The organism is Streptomyces sp. CA-181903 (assembly GCF_050937075.1).
Lineage (GTDB): Bacteria > Actinomycetota > Actinomycetes > Streptomycetales > Streptomycetaceae > Streptomyces.
In genome coordinates this window covers 5,248,446-5,267,661 of sequence record NZ_JBNJLY010000001.1, presented here as the reverse complement: position 1 = coordinate 5,267,661, position 19,216 = coordinate 5,248,446, and the positions used below count along the sequence as shown (strand labels likewise).

At 73.2% G+C, this 19,216-nt stretch carries 15 protein-coding genes and 1 pseudogene; 6 read left to right on the top strand and 10 right to left on the bottom strand.

Annotated elements, in window-relative coordinates:
- Nucleotides 1-20: 20 nt before the first annotated feature.
- The 3 genes and pseudogenes from ACQEVS_RS23580 to ACQEVS_RS23570 all read right to left on the bottom strand — a co-directional run bounded on the left by ACQEVS_RS23580 (nucleotide 21) and on the right by ACQEVS_RS23570 (nucleotide 2,044).
- Nucleotides 21-1,046: an AraC family transcriptional regulator ligand-binding domain-containing protein gene (locus ACQEVS_RS23580; protein WP_433023435.1), complete on the bottom strand. Its 1,026-nt coding sequence runs from the start codon at nucleotides 1,044-1,046 to the stop codon at nucleotides 21-23.
- A 448-nt stretch (nucleotides 1,047-1,494) separates the two neighbouring features.
- Nucleotides 1,495-1,653: pseudogene (locus ACQEVS_RS23575) on the bottom strand (ATP-grasp domain-containing protein); the annotation flags it as partial.
- A 7-nt stretch (nucleotides 1,654-1,660) separates the two neighbouring features.
- The gene (locus ACQEVS_RS23570; protein ID WP_433023433.1) at nucleotides 1,661-2,044 is read right to left on the bottom strand and encodes a winged helix-turn-helix transcriptional regulator; all 384 of its coding nucleotides are present in this window, start codon (nucleotides 2,042-2,044) and stop codon (nucleotides 1,661-1,663) included.
- Nucleotides 2,045-2,188: 144 nt separating this feature from the next.
- On the opposite strand from ACQEVS_RS23570, the gene ACQEVS_RS23565 reads away from it, so the two are divergent.
- Nucleotides 2,189-3,586, top strand: a complete 1,398-nt coding sequence (locus ACQEVS_RS23565; RefSeq protein ID WP_433027835.1) for an MFS transporter — start codon at nucleotides 2,189-2,191, stop codon at nucleotides 3,584-3,586.
- Here the strand turns inward: ACQEVS_RS23565 and cutA are convergent.
- Nucleotides 3,547-3,882 carry a divalent-cation tolerance protein CutA gene (gene cutA / locus ACQEVS_RS23560; RefSeq protein ID WP_433023431.1) on the bottom strand — a complete coding sequence of 112 codons (336 nt, stop codon included), beginning with the start codon at nucleotides 3,880-3,882 and terminating at the stop codon, nucleotides 3,547-3,549. The two genes, ACQEVS_RS23565 and cutA, sit on opposite strands and share 40 nt — an antisense overlap.
- Before the next feature lie 118 nt (nucleotides 3,883-4,000).
- Between cutA and ACQEVS_RS23555 the strand changes: the two genes are divergently transcribed.
- A complete protein-coding gene (locus ACQEVS_RS23555) occupies nucleotides 4,001-4,309 on the top strand; it encodes a hypothetical protein (protein WP_433023429.1) in 309 nt (102 codons plus the stop codon).
- Between the two features lie 32 nt (nucleotides 4,310-4,341).
- Here ACQEVS_RS23555 and ACQEVS_RS23550 read toward each other — a convergent pair whose 3' ends face one another.
- The 6 genes from ACQEVS_RS23550 to ACQEVS_RS23525 form a co-directional block, all read right to left on the bottom strand.
- A complete protein-coding gene (locus ACQEVS_RS23550) occupies nucleotides 4,342-4,557 on the bottom strand; it encodes an EF-hand domain-containing protein (RefSeq protein WP_433023427.1) in 216 nt (71 codons plus the stop codon).
- Nucleotides 4,558-4,616: 59 nt separating this feature from the next.
- Nucleotides 4,617-5,420, bottom strand: a complete 804-nt coding sequence (locus ACQEVS_RS23545; RefSeq protein WP_433023425.1) for an N-acetylmuramoyl-L-alanine amidase — start codon at nucleotides 5,418-5,420, stop codon at nucleotides 4,617-4,619.
- 539 nt (nucleotides 5,421-5,959) lie between these two features.
- Nucleotides 5,960-6,463: an ATP-binding protein gene (locus ACQEVS_RS23540; RefSeq protein WP_433023423.1), complete on the bottom strand. Its 504-nt coding sequence runs from the start codon at nucleotides 6,461-6,463 to the stop codon at nucleotides 5,960-5,962.
- A 301-nt stretch (nucleotides 6,464-6,764) separates the two neighbouring features.
- A complete protein-coding gene (locus tag ACQEVS_RS23535; RefSeq protein ID WP_433023422.1) occupies nucleotides 6,765-7,532 on the bottom strand; it encodes an enoyl-CoA hydratase/isomerase family protein in 768 nt (255 codons plus the stop codon).
- An 83-nt stretch (nucleotides 7,533-7,615) separates the two neighbouring features.
- Complete coding sequence (locus ACQEVS_RS23530) at nucleotides 7,616-8,848, bottom strand: L,D-transpeptidase (protein ID WP_433023420.1); 1,233 nt, start codon at nucleotides 8,846-8,848, stop codon at nucleotides 7,616-7,618.
- Between the two features lie 164 nt (nucleotides 8,849-9,012).
- A complete protein-coding gene (locus tag ACQEVS_RS23525; protein ID WP_433023418.1) occupies nucleotides 9,013-10,290 on the bottom strand; it encodes an Ig-like domain-containing protein in 1,278 nt (425 codons plus the stop codon).
- A gap of 214 nt (nucleotides 10,291-10,504) precedes the next feature.
- Between ACQEVS_RS23525 and glgX the strand changes: the two genes are divergently transcribed.
- From glgX to ACQEVS_RS23505, 4 genes are all read left to right on the top strand, one after another.
- Entirely contained in the window at nucleotides 10,505-12,868 is a 2,364-nt protein-coding gene (glgX, locus tag ACQEVS_RS23520; RefSeq protein WP_433023416.1) for a glycogen debranching protein GlgX, read from the top strand.
- A gap of 51 nt (nucleotides 12,869-12,919) precedes the next feature.
- Entirely contained in the window at nucleotides 12,920-15,103 is a 2,184-nt protein-coding gene (locus ACQEVS_RS23515) for an ABC transporter transmembrane domain-containing protein (protein WP_433023414.1), read from the top strand.
- Nucleotides 15,100-16,986 carry an ABC transporter ATP-binding protein gene (locus ACQEVS_RS23510; protein ID WP_433023412.1) on the top strand — a complete coding sequence of 629 codons (1,887 nt, stop codon included), beginning with the start codon at nucleotides 15,100-15,102 and terminating at the stop codon, nucleotides 16,984-16,986. Before ACQEVS_RS23515 ends, ACQEVS_RS23510 begins: the two co-directional genes overlap by 4 nt.
- Nucleotides 16,987-17,688: 702 nt before the next feature.
- On the top strand, nucleotides 17,689-18,819 hold the full coding sequence (locus ACQEVS_RS23505; protein ID WP_433023410.1) for a hypothetical protein: 1,131 nt from the start codon (nucleotides 17,689-17,691) through the stop codon (nucleotides 18,817-18,819).
- Nucleotides 18,820-19,216: the final 397 nt, after the last annotated feature.

Genomic DNA, 19,216 nt, shown 5'->3' with positions numbered 1-19,216 from the left:
GGCCGCGATCTGCCCCCGCCTCACTCCTCCCCCGCCTCGCGCTCCTCCGCCGACCACCGCCGTACCGCCCGCCGCAGCGAGCGCGGGTCCGAGTAGCCGAGGCGGTCGGCGAGGGCCGCGTTGGTGGGGCGGCCGGTGCGGCGGGCGAGGTCGGCGTGGCGGCGGCGGGCGGCGTCCAGCTCCGTGCGCCACGTGGTGCCGGACTCGGCCAGGCGGCGCTGGAGGGTGCGGCGGCTCATGGCCAGCCGGCGGGCCACGGGGTCGAGGGCCGGGGGGCCTTCGGCCAGGCAGAGGTCCAGGGCCTGGCGGAACTGGTCGCGCCAGTCGGCGGGCGGCGGCGGTGGCAGGGTCGCCGCGTAGCGGCCGAGGATGGCGCCCAGGCGCGGGTCGGCGCCGAGGACCGGGCGGGCGAGGTCGGCGGTGCGGAAGGTGACCGTGGCGCGGTCCTGGCCGAAGTCGACGCCGCGTTCGGCGGCGAGCGCCTCGGCCAGGGTGGCGTGCCGGCGCGGCGCCGGCTGGGAGAAGCCGACGTGCAGCGGGTGCACGGGCGTGCCCGTCACCCCCCGCGAGCGCGCGCAGAGCACGGCCAGGGCGAACTGCTCGGCCAGTTCCACCTGCCGGGGCTCGCCCTCCACGTAGTGGAAGGAGAACGTCGTCTCGCGCTCGTCCTGGGTGTGCAGCGCGAAGCGGCCGTTGGTGGTGATGAAGTGCAGGTACCGGGTGCTGGTCTCCATCGCGGCACCGAGCGTCGGCGCGTTGGTGAAGAGGTAGTCGAAGAGGCCGAGGGCGCCCAGGCTGTAGAGGCCGGCGATGGACACCGGGGAGTCCGGGGTGTCCAGGGCCCGTTCCACCAGTTCCCAGACGTGCATCGTCCGGCGGGCCGGGATGGTCACCTCGTCCTCGGCCAGCGCCCAGTCGGGCACCCCGGCCTCGCGGGCTATCCGGTCGGGGTCGGCGCCGTTCGCGGCCGCCGCGGTGAGGAGGAACTTCGACAGGACGATGGAGTCCAGCTCACCCGTCGTCCGGGTCGTCAGCGCTTCTACCATGGGTTCATTTTCCGACATGTTGGCGCGTCGTGTGCCGGGGGTGGCACGTTCGGTCCTGGGCAGGGGCACCTCGATCTGGGCACTCTGGAGCGGCCGGGGCGCCGCGGCGGCCGGAAACGGACGCTGTCCGTCCGCCGGCGGCCGATCAGGGCCTCGCGGAACGGGGTGCGAGCGGGTACGGGGGTCCGGCTCGCGTTCCCACGTCAATCGACCGACGACCATCTGGAGGGGAGTCGTCGGACGGCTGACGCCACAGGGGCCGCACCGCTGGCGGAGGACGCACCCCGCTACCGGAGGACGCGCCCCCGGACGAACGGCCGGTCCCGGTCCACGAGCGCCGTGCACGGCCCGGCGGCCCGCGGCACAACGTCAAGGGCCGGGTCCGACATCGGTGGTGTGGAGGCCGCCCGCCCACGCGGCGTCAGCGGGGACGACCGGTCGGCCGTCCCCGGCGGAGGCCGTACGCCTCGCCGGCCGGAACCGCCCGCACCTCGCACCAGGTGTGCTCCCGCGGCAGCCGGGCGAGCCGGTCGGCCGGGGCCTCCAGCGGGGCGATCCCCCGTGCGGGCGCCACCGCGTCCGCGAACCCCGGCCCGGCGTGCGGGTGCGCCCGCTCAGTCCGCCGCCCTGGCGTCGTCGTACGCCGCCCGGGCCGTCGCGATCGCCGACCGGTGCCGTTCCGCCCAGCCGACCAGTTCGCCGAGCGTGGCGTGGAGTTCGCGAGCCATGGGCGTGAGGGCGTACTCGACCTTGGGTGGGACGGTCGGGTGGACGGTGCGGGTGAGGAGGCCGTCGCGTTCGAGCTTGCGGAGGTTCAGGGTGAGCATGCGGCGGCTGATGCCCTTGACGGTGCGTTCCAGTTCCGTGAACCGGATCGGCCCCTGGGCCGCCGCGACCAGGATGCCGATGCTCCACTTCCCGGCGACGCGGTCGAGCACCTCGGTGATCGGACACGCCTCGGTGACCGGCTCGGGCACATCCGTGTGACCGCGTGACATAAAAGTGCCTCCTTCCGCAGGGCCTCATGGTTACAGAGCATGGCTCCCGTAACAAGTGATGCCCCTTTGGAGGTCAACGCCGTGCGTCAACCAGGAACCCCGTCCCGATGGACAGCCCTCGCGGTGCTCTGCGCCGGGCAGTTGATGGTCGTTCTGGACGGCACGATCGTCAGTGTGGCCCTGCCGTCGATCCAGGCCGACCTCGGCTACTCCCCCTCGGGCCTCGCCTGGGTGGTCAACGCCTACCTCGTCCCGTTCGGGGGCCTGCTGCTGCTCGCCGGGCGGGTGGGCGACCTCGCCGGCCGGAAGAGGGTGTTCGTCACCGGGCTGGTCCTGTTCACCGCGGCCTCGCTGCTGTGCGGCGCGGCCACGACGCCCGGCCTGCTGCTGGCGGCGCGCTTCCTCCAGGGAGTGGGCGGCGCGGTGACGTCGGCGGTGACGCTGGGCATGGTCACCGCCCTGTTCCCCGAACCGCGGGAGCGCGCCAGGGCGATCGGGGTGTACAGCTTCGTGCAGTCCGCCGGCGGTTCGACCGGGCTGCTCGCGGGCGGCGCGCTGACGCAGGCCCTCGACTGGCACTGGATCTTCCTCGTCAACCTGCCGGTCGGCGTCGTCGCCTCCGTCCTCGCGGTGCGGATGCTCCGGGACGACCGGAGACCCGGGCCCGGCGGGCGCACGGACGTCCTGGGCTCGCTGCTGGTCACCTCGGCGCTGACGCTGGGGGTGTACGCGATCGTCGGCACGGCGGACCACGGCTGGGGGTCGGCGCACACGCTCGGGTCCGTTGGCGGCGCGCTCGCCCTGTTCGCCGGGTTCGCGGTCCGGCAGGCGAGGGCGGCCGACCCGCTGCTGCCGCCGCGCGTGCTGCGCTCCCGGCGGACCGCGGGGGCGCTGGCCGCCCAGGCCCTCATGGTGGCGGGGATGTTCGGCTTCCAGTTCCTGACCGTGCTCTATCTGCGGGAAGTGCTCCACCTCGACCAGGTCGGCACCGGCCTCGGCGTCTTCCCGGTCTCGGTGGTGATCGGCGCCCTGTCCCTCACGGCCGCGCCCCGGCTGATCGGCCGCTTCGGTCCCGAGCGGGTGCTGGTACCCGCGCTGGTGCTCATCGCGGCCGGCCTCGCGCTGCTCGGCCGGGTGCCGGCCCACGGCGCGTACGCGACGGACGTGCTGCCCGCCCTCTTCCCGCTCGGCACCGGCTTCGCCCTGGCCATGCCGTCCCTGGCGACCCTGGCCATGTCCACCGCCGCACCCGGCGACTCGGGCATCGCGTCCGGGCTGTTCAACACCGCGCAGCAGGTCGGCGCCGTGTTCGGGCTGGCGGTGCTGAGCACGCTCGCGTCGTCCCGGACGGCCGGACTCCTGGACGGCGGCGGCGCTACGGATGAGGCGCTCGCCGGCGGCTACCGGCTCGCCTTCCGCGTCGGCACGCTGTTCGTCCTGGGGGCGCTCGCGGTGGCCGTGACCGTGCTGCGGCGGCGCCCCGCCGACACCGCGGCGGAGCGTCAGGAAGCGCTCGTCTCCGAGTGCAGCCACGCCAGGTAGGCGTCGCTGCCCGCCGTGATCGGCGTGGCGATCACCTCGGGGACGTCGTACGGGTGTCCGGCGCGGATGTGGGCCTCCAGGTCCGCGTAGCGGGCGCTCGTCGTCTTGTAGAGGACGCGCCACTCGGCGTCGGTCTCGATCGCGTCCTGCCAGCGGTAGACGCTGGTCACCGGACCGTCGATCTGGGCGCAGGCCGCCAGGCGGCGCTCGACGGCGGTCCTGGCGAGGCGGCGGGCGGTCTCCTCGTCGGGGGCCGTGGTGAGTACGGCGAGGTGCGGGGGCGTCGCGTCGTCCATGGGGCCGACCGTATCTCGGGGGCGGGGCGCTCCGGTACGGCGGCGGGGAGAGCGGCCGGGGCCCTGCCGGCACGGCGGCCGGAGCCCGTTGTCAGTGGTGCCGCGTACGCTCGCGAGCATGAGTTACGCAGACCTGCGCGAACTCCACAGCGCGCTCAACACCGCTTCGGACATCGCGTACGCCCTGGAGTCCCAGCCCACCGCCGAGGAGGCGGGGCAGATCGTCGACGCCCTGCGCCGGGCGCTGGACGCGGCCCGCGCCCTGGGTGCCGCGCACGGCGCGACGGGGTGCTCGCTGCATCCCAAGGGCGCGGTGGACCCGCTGTACGGGGACGAGGAGGATCCACTGCCCCCGGGCTGGGGCCGCTGCCTGCTGTGCAACGACGCGCGGCGGCGGGCGGGCGCCCAGCGGCGGGGCGGGCGCTGACCCGCCCCGGGCCGCCGGGCCCGCGGCGCCGGTCAGCCCTTGTTCTGGGCGGCCCAGAACTCGTCGAAGGACATCAGGCCGTCGCCGTTGAGGTCCTTGGAGTTGATGATCGCCTGGGCGACGGTCTCGGTGACGAACGGGTCGCCGAGCCGGGCCATGGCGCTCTTGTACTCGGCGGCGGTGATGAAACCGTCGCCGTTGGCGTCGAACTGCGCGAACACCTTGCGCGCTTCGTCGATGTCAGCCATGTGGGCCTCCCCTGAATCTGCCGCGCGCCGTGCGTCGCGGGCTTGTTGACCGGCACAGATTAGCCGCCCGCCGGGGCGCCCCCGGCCCCGCCCGCCGGGAGGTGACCGGTCACGAGTCCCATGTAGCGGTCCCAGTCCCAGTACGGGCCGGGGTCGGTGTGCGTGGAGCCGGGGACCTCGATGTGCCCGATGATGTGGTCGCGGTCGGCGGGGATGCCGTAGCGCGCGCAGACGGCGGCGGCGAGCCGGGCGGAGGCGCGGTACAGGGCGTCCGTGAAGTATTCGGGCCGGTCGATCCAGCCCTCGTGCTCGATGCCGATGCTGCGGGTGTTGTAGTCCCAGTTGCCGGCGTGCCAGGCGATGTCCCGCTCGCGGACGAACTGGGCGATGTAGCCGTCGGCCGAGGCGACGGCGTAGTGCGCCGAGACCTTGGACTTCGGGTCCTGGAAGATCTTCACGGTGTCCGGGAAGGTCTCCTGGGTCACATGGATCACGAGGTACTCGACCGGGTACGAGCCGGGGCGGCCGGAGACCGTGTAATTGGCGCTGCTCGCCGGGATCCAGTGGGTGGGCGGGTAGGAGTCCGGGGGCCGGGAGGCGGCCGACGCGGCCGGGCGGCCGATGCTGAAGGCGGTGGCCGCTCCCAGGGCCGCCGCCCCGAGGAGTGTGGCGGCGCCGCCGAGAGCGCGGCGGCGCCGCACGCCGACGGAGTCGGAAGCGGCAGCGGGAGTGGGAGTGGGCCGAGGCATGTCGTCCGACGACGAGGCGTCCGCCGGCACTCCGCCCAACGGCACGGCGTCCAACGGCTCGTCGCTCGACGGCTCGTCGTTCAACGGCTCGTCGTTCAACGGCTCAGCGTCCATGGGGCCTCCAGGAGGCACGAAGCGGGAACGTCGGACGGGGACATGACACCCGCAGCGGCCGGGGGGCGCAAGCACCGGCGCGCCCCGGATCCCCCTCCGGTTTCCGGAATGGTCTGCACCTATTAACCGCGCAGCCGTATAAACATAAGTTACTCAGCGGATTGATTCATGAAAAAGAAGGCGAGTGGCACAACTCACCTTCGATTACCCAGAGCCATATGGGACTTCTTCCGCAAACCGCCTATATCATCCCCATTGAGGTTTGGCCGGGCACCACCCCGTCTGCCATAGTCGGAGCACACGACCCCCATTGACCCGGGCTCGGTCGTCATCACGCCGCGGAACACACCCCACTTCTCCGCGGCGCCAGCAAGAGGCCCCCACCCGTCGCAGGACGACGGACCGGGGCCTCTCGGCGTACCGGGGAAAACGGAAGGCGATCTTCAACGCCTGCGGCCGGAAGCTTCAACGCCTGCTGCCGGAAGCCCGCGGCCGGAAAGCGGCCGGCGGTCGGAAAGCGGCCCGCGGTCGGAAAACGGTCAGCGGTCGGCGACCCGCATCTCGAACCACGTCGTCTTGCCCCGCGCCAGCAGGTCCACACCCCACCGGTCGGCGAGCCGGTCGACGAGGAACAGCCCGCGTCCGCTGATGTCCAGCTCCCCCACCGGCACCAGGCAGGGCAGCCCGCGCGAGGGGTCGCGCACCTCGGCGCGGATCCAGCCCCGGCGCCGCACCAGCCGCAGTCCGAAGTGCCGGGCGCCGGTGTGCCGGACCGCGTTGCCGACCAGCTCCGAGACCAGCAGCACCGCGTGCTCGGCGAGCCGCTCGGAGAGCCCCCAGTGGTGGACGATCACCGCCCGGGTGAGCCGCCGCACGGCGACCGTGGACTCCGGGCAGGAGGGCATCCGGATCTCACGGACCGTAGGGTCGCCGTACCGCTCGAGCGCCCTGAGCGCCAGTTCGTCGTCAACCGCCGGAGCCCAGCGCGTCCCGGCCGTACCGACCCCGCGTCGCGGCTGCTCCGTTCCCTCCAGACCCGCCATGCCCCCCATGATGGCGGCCGAAAAGCCGTCCGGGAGTGGAACCTTCGGATTCGGTTTTCCGGAAGGAGCCACTCCGAGGGCCCTCGACGACATATGCCAGAGGCTTCATTCCCACCCGCGCACCACGACTGACCTGCGACGACCGCAGATGGGCGGAAGTTCGGCGGGGGCACCCGGCGGGGTCAACACCAAGGGTCCGCAAGGCCCTTGAAATTCCCCCACAAGAGGCAACCCCCGGAACCCGATCCTCCGTGTACGCACGGTCGGGCCAGGGGGTCACTCCCTGTCAATCAGCCCGCCGTCAGACGAACTTGGCCTTGCCCGGACCGTCCTCGACAAAACTGCGCATACCGATCTCCCGGTCCTCGGTGGCGAACAGGCCCGCGAACCAGTTGCGTTCGATGGCCAGGCCGGTGTCGATGTCGGTCTCCAGGCCGGTGTCCACCGACTCCTTGGCGGCCCGCAGCGCGATGGCGGGTCCGGCGGCGAGCCGGGCCGCCCAGGCGTGCGCCTGCTCGTACACCTCGGCGGCCGGGACGACCCGGTCCACCAGGCCGATGGCCAGTGCCTCGTCGGCTTTGACCTGGCGGCCGGTGAAGATGAGGTCCTTGGCCTTGGACGGGCCGATCAGCCGGGGCAGCCGCTGGGTGCCGCCCGCGCCCGGGATCAGGCCGAGCAGGATCTCGGGCTGGCCGAGCTTGGCGTTGTCGGCGGCGATCCGGAAGTCGGCGCAGAGCGCCAGCTCGCAGCCGCCGCCCAGCGCGTAACCGGTGACCGCGGCGACCACCGGCTTGGGGATGCGGGCGACGGCGGTGAAGGCGTCCTGGAGCGAGCGGGACCGGGCGATCATGGCCGGGTGGTCCATGTCCCGCATCTCCTTGATGTCCGCGCCGGCCGCGAACACCTTCTCCCCGCCCCAGAGCACCACGGCCCGCACGTCCGCGCGGTGGGTGAGCTCCTCGGCCAGCTCGCGCAGCCGGTCCTGGGTGGCGATGTCCAGCGCGTTCATCGGCGGACGGTCGAGCCGGACGGTGCCGACGCCCTCCGCGACCTCAAGATGCACAGTCATGGCAGCAGGTTAGACGCCGGGAAACGGCGACGGCCCGGTGCACTTGGTCACAGTGCGCCGGGCCGTACCGGAGAGGAGGGGGGTCAGCTGCTCTTGGTCCACTCCGACCACGGCATGTTCCAGCCGTTGAGGCCGTTCTCCGGCTGGATCACCTTGTCGTCGGAGTTCTTCACCACGACCACGTCGCCGATCATGGAGTTCTTGAAGAACCAGGCGCCGGGCATCGAGGAGTCGCCGCCGCCGCGCTGGTCCTCCAGGCCGACGCAGCCGTGGCTCGCGTTCTCGGACCCGAAGGTGTCGTGGCCGGACCAGTAGTTGCCGTGGATGAAGGTGCCGGAGGTGGACAGGCGCATCGCGTGCGGCACGTCCTTGATGTCGTACTCGCCACCGAAGCCGACCGTGTCGCCGTTCATCCGGGTCACTTCGTACTTCTCGCTGATGACCATCTGACCGTTGTAGGTCGAGTGGCCGGGGGCGCCCGCGGAGATCGGGACGGTCTTGATGACCTTGCCGTCGCGCTCGACCTTCATGGTGTGCGCCTTGGCGTCCACCGTGCTCACCTGGGAGCGGCCGACGGTGAACTTCACGGTCTTGTTCTGGGTGCCATACACGCCGGGGCGGCCCTCGACGCCGTTGAGGTCGAGTTCGAGGGTGACCTTGGTGCCCGCCGCCCAGTACTTCTCGGGCCGGAAGTCCAGGCGGTCGTTGCCGAACCAGTGCGGCTTGATGTCGACGGCGGGCTCGGCGGTCACCTTGACCGCCCGCTCCACGGCCTTGGGGTCGGTGATGCCCCGACTGAAGGTGAGCGAGACCGGCATGCCCACGCCGACGGTGCTGCCGTCCTCGGGCGTGAAGTAACCGGCGAAGGTGTTCTGCGGGGTGAGGGTGGTGAACGACGCGTGCTTGGCGGACTCGCGGCCGTCCTTGTCCTTGGCGATGGCGTCCACCGAGTACTTGGTGGAGGCGGCCAGGTGGGCGACGGGCTCCCAGAGGGACCCGCCACGGGATATCTTCCCCTCTATTCGGCCGCCCTTGCCGTCCGTCACCCGCACCGACGTCAGGCTTCCCTGCTCGGCGGTGACCTTGAGCGCCCCGCTGGTCTTCACGTCGGTCGCGCCGTCCTTGACGGCGATCGAGACCACGGCCTGGGATGGGCCCTCGGCGCCGACCTTCTTGCCCGCCTTCTTGCCGTCCGCGCCGTCACCGTCGCCTCCGCACGCGGTGGCCAAGGTCATCACCGCGGCCAGCACCAGGGCGGACAGCGCTCCGCGGCGTCCCCTCGTCCCGGTTCTCCCGGACAACGGCAGCACGTTCACTACGGTCTCTCCTCATCGCACGGCCCGCGGCCACGCGGCGCCCCGAAGCGCGTCCTCCGCGCATGGCGATAGATAACCATACGGATCGGACAGCCCGGTCCCGTGAAGGTCACCGTTGCGTTCCAAGTGGCACGCGGTCGGGGGTGCATAGGGTGCCGACCGGGTCAATCCGCCCCTGCCGAGGGGGTCGTGCGGCCCAGCGCGGAGCCCGCGCGCCACTCCGCCCAGGTCAGGTTCCAGCCACCCAGCCCGTTGTCGGGCAGGACCGAGCGCCGCCCGGAGTTGATCACTTCGACGGTGTCGCCGACGAGCGAGGCGCCGTAGAACCAGGCGGCCGGGGTGGCGGCGGCGGTCGCGGCGTCGCCGTGTTCCGCGTCCCGCAGCCCGATGCAGCCGTGGCTCACGTTGCGGGCGCCGAACGTCGCGGCCGGCACCCAGTAGTTGCCGTGCAGGAACGTTCCCGTGGCGGTGAGCCGCATGGCGTGCGGGACGTCCTTGATGTCGTACGCGCCGCCGAAGCCGACGGTGTCCCCGTTCATCCGCATCACCGGCGCCTTCTCGCTGATCACCATCCGGCCCGAATACGTCTCGGTGCCGGGGCCACCCGTGGTGACCGGCACCGTCCGCAGCGTCCGGCCGCCGCGGACCACGGTCATGGTGTGGGTGGCGGCGTCCACGGTGCTCACCTGGTCCCGGCCGACCCGGAACGCGACGCTCCGGCGCTGGAGCCCGTAGACGCCGGGCGCCCCGCGGACGTCGCGCAGCCGCAGGTCGACGGTGACCTCGGAGCCGGGGGCCCAGCGCCGGCGCGGCCGGAAGTCCAGCCGGTACGCGCCGAACCAGTGGCCGGCGACCTCGGTCCGCGGCCGGGCGGTGACCCGGACGGCCCGCTCCACCGCGGCCCGGTCGACGACCGGCCGGTCGAAGGCGAGCGAGACGATCATGCCCGTGCCGACCGTGGCGCCGGGGGCGGGAGCGACGTCCGCGACGAAGCGGTGCGCCGGGACGTACGTCCTGAACTCCGAGTGCAGGGTCGCCCGGTGGCCCGCCGCGTCCCGGGCCACCACGTCCACGGTGTAGCGGGCGGCGAGCGCGAGCCGGCGGGCGTCCGGCCGCCAGCGGCGTCCGTCGGCCGAGATCCGGCCGCCGGCCGGGCCGCGGACGCCGTCCCGGATCCGCACCGCGCGCACCCGTTCCAGCCGTCCCTGCCGCACCCGTACCTCGAACCGGTCCGCGGCCCGGACGTCCCGGGCGCCGGCGCGCGGGGTGACCCGGATCAGCCCGGCGACCGGCCGCGGATCGTCCGAGGGTGCCGCCGACGACGACGTCGCGGAGTGCGGCCGCGCCGCTCGCGGGGCGTCGGAGGCGCAACCGCAGAGGATGGCGAGGGCGGCGAGGGCGCACAGTCCGCGCAGGGCGCGCGGGAGGGCAAATCCTGTCACATCCGTCCCAACGACCCGGTTCCCCACGGGAAACGTGTCGGCACTCGCTTGCCGCGCCCGCTCACACGTGTGAGCGCATGCGCGGAACCGGGCAGGAGTGGGAAGGAAACCCCGAAGGAGCCCCGGGACGCGGGGCGGAGGCCGCACCGCCGGACCCCCGGAAGGGACGCCGGGTGCCCGGTGCGCGCCGTCCAGAGCCGCCGGAGGCGAACACGTGTCGAGCACACCGGAGCAGCAGACGGGGCACCGCCCCCAGGCCGGGCCGGCGGCCCCGACGACCGGTGCGCCGGCCGCCGCCGTCAACGGACGGCATGTGGTCCGCGGCGCCGAGGGGGCGGTCTGGCCGGGCTCCCCCGAGCCGCTGGGGGCCTCCTTCGGCGTCGGCGCCCATGGGATCGCCGGGACGAACTTCGCCTTGTGGGCCGGGGGCGCGGAGGCGGTGGAGGTGTGCCTGTTCGACGACGCCGGCGAGGCCGACGGCCAGGCCCCCGGCGGACAGCGCGAAACGCGCCATTTCCTGAGCGAGTTGACGCACGAGATATGGCACGGCTTCCTGCCCGGCGTGCTTCCCGGGCAGCGCTACGGCTTCCGCGTCCACGGGCGCTGGGACCCCTGGACGGGCGCCCGCTGGAACCCCGCCAAACTGCTGCTCGACCCGTGCGCCCGGGCCGTCGACGGCGACTTCGGCCACCCGCCGGGCCGCTCCGGGCCGCTGCCGCCGGAGCTGTACGGGCACGTCAGGGACTGGCCGCAGCAGCACGTCGCCGACACCGTCCGCGACGAGCGGGACTCCGCCCCGTACGTCCCCAAGGGCGTGGTCGTCGCCCCCGACGGCGTCCCGGCCGGCGCCCATCGGCCGGGGACCGCCTGGGCCGACACCGTCATCTACGAACTGCACGTCCGCGGCTTCACCATGCGCCACCCCGGAGTGCCCCCGGCGCTGCGCGGCACCTACGCGGGGCTGGCGCACCCGGCCGCCCTCGACCACCTGGTCCGCCTCGGGGTGACGGCCGTCGAGCTGCTGCCCGTCCACCAGTTCGCCCACGAGGACCACCTGCTCCGCCGCGGCCTGCGCAACTACTGGGGCTACAACTCCATCGGCTACTTCGCGCCGCACGCCGCCTACGCCGCCACCGGGACCCGCGGCCAGCAGGTCGGCGAGTTCAAGCGGATGGTCCGGGCGCTGCACGCGGCCGGGATCGAGGTCATCCTCGACGTCGTCTACAACCACACCGCCGAGGGCGGCGAGCTCGGGCCCACCCTCTCGCTGCGCGGCGTCGACAACCGCCGTTACTACCGGCTCCAGGACGACCCCCGCCGCTACGCCGACTACACCGGCTGCGGCAACACCCTGCACGTCGTCCAGCCCAACGTCCTCCGGCTGATCACCGACTCGCTGCGGTACTGGGTGACGGAGATGGGTGTGGACGGCTTCCGCTTCGACCTGGCGGCGGCGCTCGCGCGGTCCATGCACGATGTCGACATGCTCTCGCCGTTCCTCGCCGTGATCGCCCAGGACCCGGTGCTGCGCCGGGTCAAACTGATCGCCGAACCGTGGGACGTCGGCTCCGGCGGCTACCAGGTGGGCCACTTCCCGCCGCTGTGGACGGAGTGGAACGACCGCTACCGCGACGCCGTACGGGACTTCTGGCGCGGCGCCCTGCCTGACGTACGGGACCTGGGCTACCGGCTGTCCGGCTCCAGCGACCTCTACGCCTGGGGCGGCCGGCGGCCGTACGCCTCCGTCAACTTCGTCACCGCGCACGACGGGTTCACCCTGCGCGACCTGGTGAGCTACGAGCGGAAGCACAACGAGGCCAACGGGGAGGGCAACCGGGACGGCAGCGACGACAACCGCTCCTGGAACTGCGGCGCGGAGGGCCCGACGGACGACATCGGCGTGCTCGCCCTGCGCCGGCGGCAGGCGCGCAACCTGCTGACCACACTGCTGCTCTCCACCGGGGTGCCGATGCTCGTCGCGGGCGACGAGATGGGCCGCACCCAGGGCGGCAACAACAACGCCTACTGCCAGGACAACGAGATCGGCTGGGTCGACTGGTCGCTGCTGGAGGACCCGGGCTGGCGCGCCCTCGCCGACCTGACCTCCCGGCTGCTGGCGCTCCGCCGCACCCATCCCGTGCTGCGCAGCCGCACCTTCTACTCCGGCCGGCCGCAGTCGTCGGACGGGCTGCGGGACCTCGCCTGGTTCACGGCGCGCGGCACCGAGATGACGGAGTCCGACTGGTACGCGCCCGCCGCCACGCTCGGCATGTACCTCTCCGGCGGCGACATCCCGCAGCGCGGCCCGGACGGGACGCCGGTCGCGGACGACAGTTTCCTCGTCGTCCTGCACGCCGGGGACGGGCCGATCCGGTTCACGCTGCCCGGGCCGCCCTGGGCGGAGGAGTACGAACTGCTCGTCGACACGGCCCGGGAGGAGCAGGAGGCCGCACCGGGCGCGCGGCAGCCGGCGGGCGCCCCAATTACCGTGGAAGCGCGGTCCGTTGTGGTATGGAAGGTACTGCCGGGGCGGGTGACCGGGGACGAGGCGGAGGGCGGCGCACGTCCTCCGGCCTAGGGCGGAAATCCGAGTGAGCGTTGTCAGTGGCGGGTCGTAGGCTCCCCACTGATGACCGGAAACCGTGAAGCACCCGGAGCCGAGGCGCACCGCTCCGCCGTGCGCTCGCTGCTGCGCCTGTGGCCGTTCGTGCGGCCGGCCCGCGGCCGGATGCTGGCCGGTGTGGTGATGGCGGTGTTCGCCTCGGCCATGAGCCTGGTGATCCCACTGGCCCTCAAGTGGACCGTCGACGGCCCGATCGCGGACCACGACCCGTCCGGGGTCTGGCTCGGCGGGCTGGTGATCCTCGTGCTGGGCACACTGGAGGCGGTCCTGTTCGGGCTCCGCCGGCTGCTGGTGGCGCGGCCGCTCGCCGAGGTCGAGGCGTCCATGCGGGCCGCGCTCTACCGGCACCTGCAACGGCTGCCCGTCGCCTTCCACGACCGGTGGGCGTCCGGGCAGTTGCTGTCCCGCGCGACCACGGACCTGATGCTGCTGCGCATCTTCCTCGCGTTCGCGCTGACGTTCCTCGTCGTCAACGGACTGACGATCGTCATCGGCTTCGTCATCCTGCTGCTCCAGCGGTGGACGCTGGGGCTGGTGCTGCTCGCCCCGGTCATACCGCTGGTCATCCTCTGCCGCTCCTTCGAGGCGCGCTACTCGCTGGCCGCCCGCACCGCGCAGGACCAAGTCGGCGACCTGACCACGGTGGTGGAGGAGAGCGTCCTCGGCATCCGGATCATCAAGGGCTTCGGCCGGCACCGGGGGCAGCAGCGGGCCTTCGCGGCGCTCTCCGGCCGGGTCCGCGCGACGGAGCTGCACAAGGCGCGGCTGCTCGGGGCGCTGTGGGCGGTCATCATGATCCTGCCCGAGGTGGCGATCGGCGCCGCGCTGGTGCTGGGCGTCCGCGAGGTCGCCGACGGCGGCCTGACGGCGGGGGCGCTGGTGGCCTTCCTGTCGACGGCGCTGGCGCTGCGCTGGCCGGTGGAGTCGATCGGCTTCCTGCTGGCGCTGTCCAACGAAGCCGCCACGGCGACGGACCGCTACTTCGAGGTGCTGGACGTCCGGGTACCGGACGACGTGTCCGCGTCGGAGGGCGCGCCGGTGCCGCGCGGCGCGTCCGCGCCGGGAGGCGTGCCGGTGCGGGACGGCGCGTCCGCGCCGGGAAGCGTGCCCGCGCGGGGCAACGCGTCCGCAGGGGAGACCGCGTCGGCAGCGGAGGGCGCGTCACCGGTGGAGGGTGCGCCTGTGCCGGACGGCGCGTCCGTGCCGGAAGGCGTGTCGGCAGCAGGGGACACTCCGGCGACGGGTGCTCCGGTGCCGGGGAACGCGTCCGTGCCAAGGGACGCCTGCGTGCCGGAGGGCGCGCTTGTGCCGCCAGGCTCGTCCGTGCGCGCGAGCGCGCCGGTGCCGCGGAAGGCGCCGGCAGCGGTGAGCGCTCCGGAGGGAACGGCCGCCGAGGACGGACTGCGCCTGGAAGGCGTCGAGTTCAGGTATCCCGACGCGCCGCCGGACGCACCGCCCGTGCTGCGCGGCGTCGACCTGCACATCCGGCCCGGGGAGACCATGGCGCTGGTCGGGGCCACCGGCAGCGGCAAGACGACGCTGACCGCGCTCATCCCCCGGCTGCACGAGGCCACCGCCGGCCGGATCACCCTCGACGGCCGGGACATCGCCACGCTCCCCCGCGCGCGGCTACGGGAACTGGTGGCCGTGGCGTTCGAGGAACCCACCCTGTTCAGCGCCTCCGTGGGGGAGAACGTGCTGATGGGCGGGGCCGCGGCCGGACCCGCCGAGCTGGAGCGGGCGCTGGCCGTGGCGCAGGCCGACGGCTTCGTCCACGCGCTGCCGCAGGGCGCCGCCACCCAGGTCGGCGAGCAGGGCCTCAGCCTCTCCGGCGGGCAGCGCCAGCGCCTCGCCCTGGCCCGCGCCGTGATCGGCGACCCCCGGTTCCTGATCCTCGACGACCCGCTCTCGGCGCTCGACGTGCACACCGAGGCGCAGGTGGAACGGGCGCTGCGCGAGGTGCTGGCCACCACGACCGCGCTCGTCGTCGCCCACCGCCCGTCCACCGTGCTGCTCGCCGACCGGGTCGCGCTGCTGTCGGAGGGCCGTATCGCGGCCGTCGGCACCCACCACCGGCTGCTGCGCGAGAACCGGGAGTACGCGTGGCTGATGTCCGCCCCCGGCGGCGGGCCGGAGCCGTGCGGCCGGGCCGTGTCACCGGGGAACCAGGAAGGGGACGACCGACCGTGACCTCCACCGTCTCCGGGCCGCGGGACACCGGCGCCCGGCCGGCCGCGAGCGATACCGAGGGGCCCGCCGACGGCCCGCGGGGCCCCGCCGCCGACGACCCCGTCGCCCAGGACGTCCTGCCCGCGCCCAAGGGCGCCTCGCTGAAGCTGCTGCGCTCCCTGCTGGCACCGGCGCGCGGACGCGTATGGCTCACGGTGCTTCTGCTGCTGGCCCAGCAGGCGGCCGTGCAGGCGGGCCCGCTGCTCGTCGCCGTCGCCATCGACCGGGCCGTGCCTGCCGTCCGCCGGGACGACTACGGCCCGCTCGCCGCCGTCGGCGCCGCCTACCTGGTCTGCGCGGTGGCCTCGGGCCTGCTCCAGCTCGCCTTCGTCCGCGTCTCGGCCCGGGTCGGCCAGGACGCGCTGCTCGACCTGCGCGGCCGCATCTTCCGGCACGCGCAGACGCTGAGCGTCGACTTCCACGAGCGCTACACCTCGGGCCGGGTGATCTCCCGGGCCACCACCGACGTCGAGTCGCTCCGCGAACTGCTCAACGACGGGCTCCAGGAGCTCATGGGCATCGCCGCGTCGGTCGTCCTCGTCTCCGCGACCCTCGCCTGGCTGGACTGGCGGACGGGCGCGGCGGCGGCCCTGTCCTTCCTCCCGCTCGCCCTCGTCATGCGCGGGTACCGGCGCCGGTCGCTGACCGTGCACCGCCGCAAGTCGACGGCCACCGCGGCCGTCATCGTGAAGTTCGCGGAGACGATGAACGGCATCCGGCCGGTGCAGGCGTTCCGCCGGGAGGCCGTGAACGAGGAGCACTTCGCCGAGCTCAACCGCGGGCACCGGGAGACCAACGTGGACGCCATGCACAGCATGGCCCGCTATGTGATGACCTCCCGGCTGATCTGCAACGTCTCGCTGGCCGCGATCGTGGTCTGGAGCGCCTACCGGGTGGCCTCCGGCGGCCTGGAGCTGGGCGTGCTCGCGGCGGCGGTGCTGTATCTGCGGCGGCTCTACGAGCCGGTCGACCAGGTCGGCATGTTCCTCAACTCGTACCAGGCCGCCGCCGCCTCGCTGGAGAAGATCGCCGGGCTGCTGGCCCAGCGGCCCACCGTCCCGGAGCCCGAACGGCCCGTCCCGCTGCCGCCGCGCCCCGCCGGCGCCCCGGGCCGCGAGGTCGTCTTCGAGGGCGTGCGCTTCGCCTACCGCACCGGCGGTGAGGTCCTGCCCCGCTTCGACCTCACCCTCGCCGCCGGCCGCACGGTGGCGGTCGTCGGCGCCACCGGCGCCGGCAAGTCCACCCTGGCCAAGCTGCTGGCCCGGTTCTACGACCCGACGGAGGGGCGCGTACTGCTGGACGGCGTCCCCCTCACCGACCTCTCCGGTGCCGAGCTGCGCCGGCACGTCGTGATGGTGACACAGGAGGCGTTCCTGTTCTCCGGCACCGTCGCCGAGAACATCGCCGTCGGCCGCCCCGACGCCTCCCGCGCGGACATCGAGCGCGCGGCCAAGGCCATCGGCGCCCACGACTTCATCATCGCCCTGCCCGACGGCTACGACACCGACGTCCGCAAGCGCGGCGGGCGCATCTCCGCCGGCCAGCGGCAGCTCGTCGGCTTCGCCCGGGCGCTCCTCGCCGACCCGGCCGTCGTCGTCCTCGACGAGGCCACGTCCTCGCTCGACATCCCCGGCGAGCGCGCCGTCCAGCGCGCGATGCGCACGGTCCTGCGCGGCCGGACGGCGGTGGTCATCGCGCACCGGCTGTCGACCGTCGAGATCGCGGACCGGGTGCTGGTGATGGCCGACGGCCGGGTGGTGGAGGACGGCTCGCCGGCCGAACTGACGGCGGGGACAGGGAGGTTCGCGGACCTGCACCGGGCGTGGCGGGAGAGCCTGGTGTGAGGGCGCGCCGGTGGAGGTTCCGCATCCTGACGGCCACTGCCCACGTGGAATGGACAGCCATTGGATGCTTTCACCATCCCGTGGGCGCCGGCTGCCGTCAGTGATTACGTGCGCCCCTATGACGGTTCGGAGTCCGGTGCGATCGGGCGGCGACTCACGCGCCTGACGGCCCGGAATCCAGAGACAGCGCGATGCGCCGCCGCCATGCCGGAGCGGATACCGGTCCGATCCTGAGCCGCCCCGACGCACGCGTTGCCACCTTGTATCAGCGGATCCCCGGTCACCGAAACGGGGATCAGAGACGAGTATTGACGCATCACGCCGCCGCTTCCCAGGAAGTTACGGAGAGTCCGTCCACCACGCGCCGTCGCCCCCGCATCAGCAGGGCAGGCCGAAGATACACTGGTGTAAGGAACGCGATTCAATGAGCACTGTCGTCGGATCGTGAGCACTGTCCGAGCAAACCCGGGTGATCATGAGCAACCCCGGTGACGCTCGGAGTTACCAGTGGCGTCGTCGGATACGGGATCAGGCGGTGTTGCCGGCACGTAGCGCGATGCCTTGTCCACCGTGGCGTTCGGCGTTGCCGCGCTCATCGGCAGATTCCGTCCCGTCTCTGTCCGGGAAGAGACTTCGTTCACCAACCGAAACCGGCGTCCGGAAACGGGGTCCCTCACCGTGCACTCGACTGGCCCTCTGCTGGTGTCGACCACCGACTTCGGCTGGGGAAGCATCGGGAAGTTGCGACTGATCCTGGACGAACTCGACGGTCTCGACTTCCTGATGGACGACGCGTCGAATACGGCCGAGCTCGCCGCCCAGGTCATCGGCGGACGGCACCGGTTCGTTCACGGCCCCGGCGCGGCGGCGGCTGCGGCTGCGGCCCTTGTCATCAACGACCCCGTGTCCGCCGACAGGATCGCCCGCTCCGGCACGCCGGTGGTCTACGTCGACAGCCTGCCGTATCTGTGGACCGCCGGCTCGGAGGTACCGGTCGCGGCGACGATGTACTGCGCTCAGCGCAGCCCCGCGGGTGCGCTGCCGCCGGCCAGCCCGCTGCGTCGGGTCGCCGACGTGCGCTGGGTGGAGCCGATCGTGTCGCCACCCCGGCGCAGGCGCGGCGGGGCCGGGGCGGTGGTCAGCGTCGGCGGGCTGCACAGCCACCTGGTCGGCGGCGCTTCCGACGCCTACCTGCGTGCGGTCCTGATCCCACTGGTCGACGCCCTGATCAGTGCCGGGCACCGGGTCGCCGCCGTCTGCGGCAACCTGCCAGAGTGGGCACGCACCGAACTGACCACCATGCTGCCCGGATCGGTTCGTGTCGGGCCGTGCTCCGCGTACGACTTCGAGGCGGCCCTGCTGCGGGCGGACGCGCTGTTCACCTCGCCCGGCAGCACCACGATCCTTCAGGCCGCCTCGATGGGCCTGCCGACCGCCTTGCTGCCGCCGCAGAACCTCAGCCAGATCCTCAACGCCGAGATCTTCGGCGTACCGGGAGGAAGCGTCATCGGCTGGCCGACGTCGGTGATCGACCGTGCCCTGGTCGACGGACTTCGGCCGTCCGGTGAGGACGTCGTGCTGGCATACGTGTACCGGCAGATCGCCGAGTGCTCCGGCGAGCCGGCGGTGCGGTCCGTGCTGACGGAACGGTTCCGTGCCCTCGCGGCGTGCCCCGCCGCGCCGGACGGCCTCTCGCCGCGCCTGCGGGAACTCGGTCACGGGGGTGCCCGTCAGGTCGCCCGCATCGTCAGGCGCGTGATCCTCGCACCCGCACCGGCGGTGAAGCAGCCGGTAGCCCATAGAGCTATCACCGATCGTCACCACGCGCGGTGACCCGCTAACGCGGATCGCTCACGCTCAGCCGACACAACTCTCGCTCACCGCGCACGGATTGCGGTGTTTCCGCAGGAACCAGTGCTCACGACGTCGCGGACGGCCCGCGCCGAACCCCGCTCACGCCGGCCCGAAGCCGGCGGCCGGAGCAGCGGCACGGGGCAACCGGCCCTCGCCCCGGCAGAGGCCGTACCGCGGCAACCGCACCGCACAGCCGCACCCACACCGTACGAGCCGCACCACAACAGCTGCACCGCACGAGCCGTACGACGGCAACCGCACCACAGCCCCAACCCCGCCAAGCCGCACCGCGGCACCCGCACCCACCACATCCGGCCACGCACCGGCACCCCCTGCCGTCCCGCCGCCCGTGGCGGACCGCCCTCTTCCGGACTTC

Coding starts and splice junctions, on each gene's coding strand:
- ACQEVS_RS23555 (WP_433023429.1), top strand. CDS start 4,001: ATGAGTTACGCAGACCTGCGCGAACTCCACAGCGCGCTCAACACCGCT.
- cutA (WP_433023431.1), bottom strand. CDS start 3,882: ATGGACGACGCGACGCCCCCGCACCTCGCCGTACTCACCACGGCCCCC.
- ACQEVS_RS23570 (WP_433023433.1), bottom strand. CDS start 2,044: ATGTCACGCGGTCACACGGATGTGCCCGAGCCGGTCACCGAGGCGTGT.
- ACQEVS_RS23580 (WP_433023435.1), bottom strand. CDS start 1,046: ATGGTAGAAGCGCTGACGACCCGGACGACGGGTGAGCTGGACTCCATC.
- ACQEVS_RS23540 (WP_433023423.1), bottom strand. CDS start 6,463: ATGGCGGGTCTGGAGGGAACGGAGCAGCCGCGACGCGGGGTCGGTACG.
- ACQEVS_RS23565 (WP_433027835.1), top strand. CDS start 2,189: ATGGTCGTTCTGGACGGCACGATCGTCAGTGTGGCCCTGCCGTCGATC.
- ACQEVS_RS23550 (WP_433023427.1), bottom strand. CDS start 4,557: ATGGCTGACATCGACGAAGCGCGCAAGGTGTTCGCGCAGTTCGACGCC.
- ACQEVS_RS23545 (WP_433023425.1), bottom strand. CDS start 5,420: ATGGACGCTGAGCCGTTGAACGACGAGCCGTTGAACGACGAGCCGTCG.
- ACQEVS_RS23515 (WP_433023414.1), top strand. CDS start 12,920: ATGACCGGAAACCGTGAAGCACCCGGAGCCGAGGCGCACCGCTCCGCC.
- ACQEVS_RS23535 (WP_433023422.1), bottom strand. CDS start 7,532: ATGACTGTGCATCTTGAGGTCGCGGAGGGCGTCGGCACCGTCCGGCTC.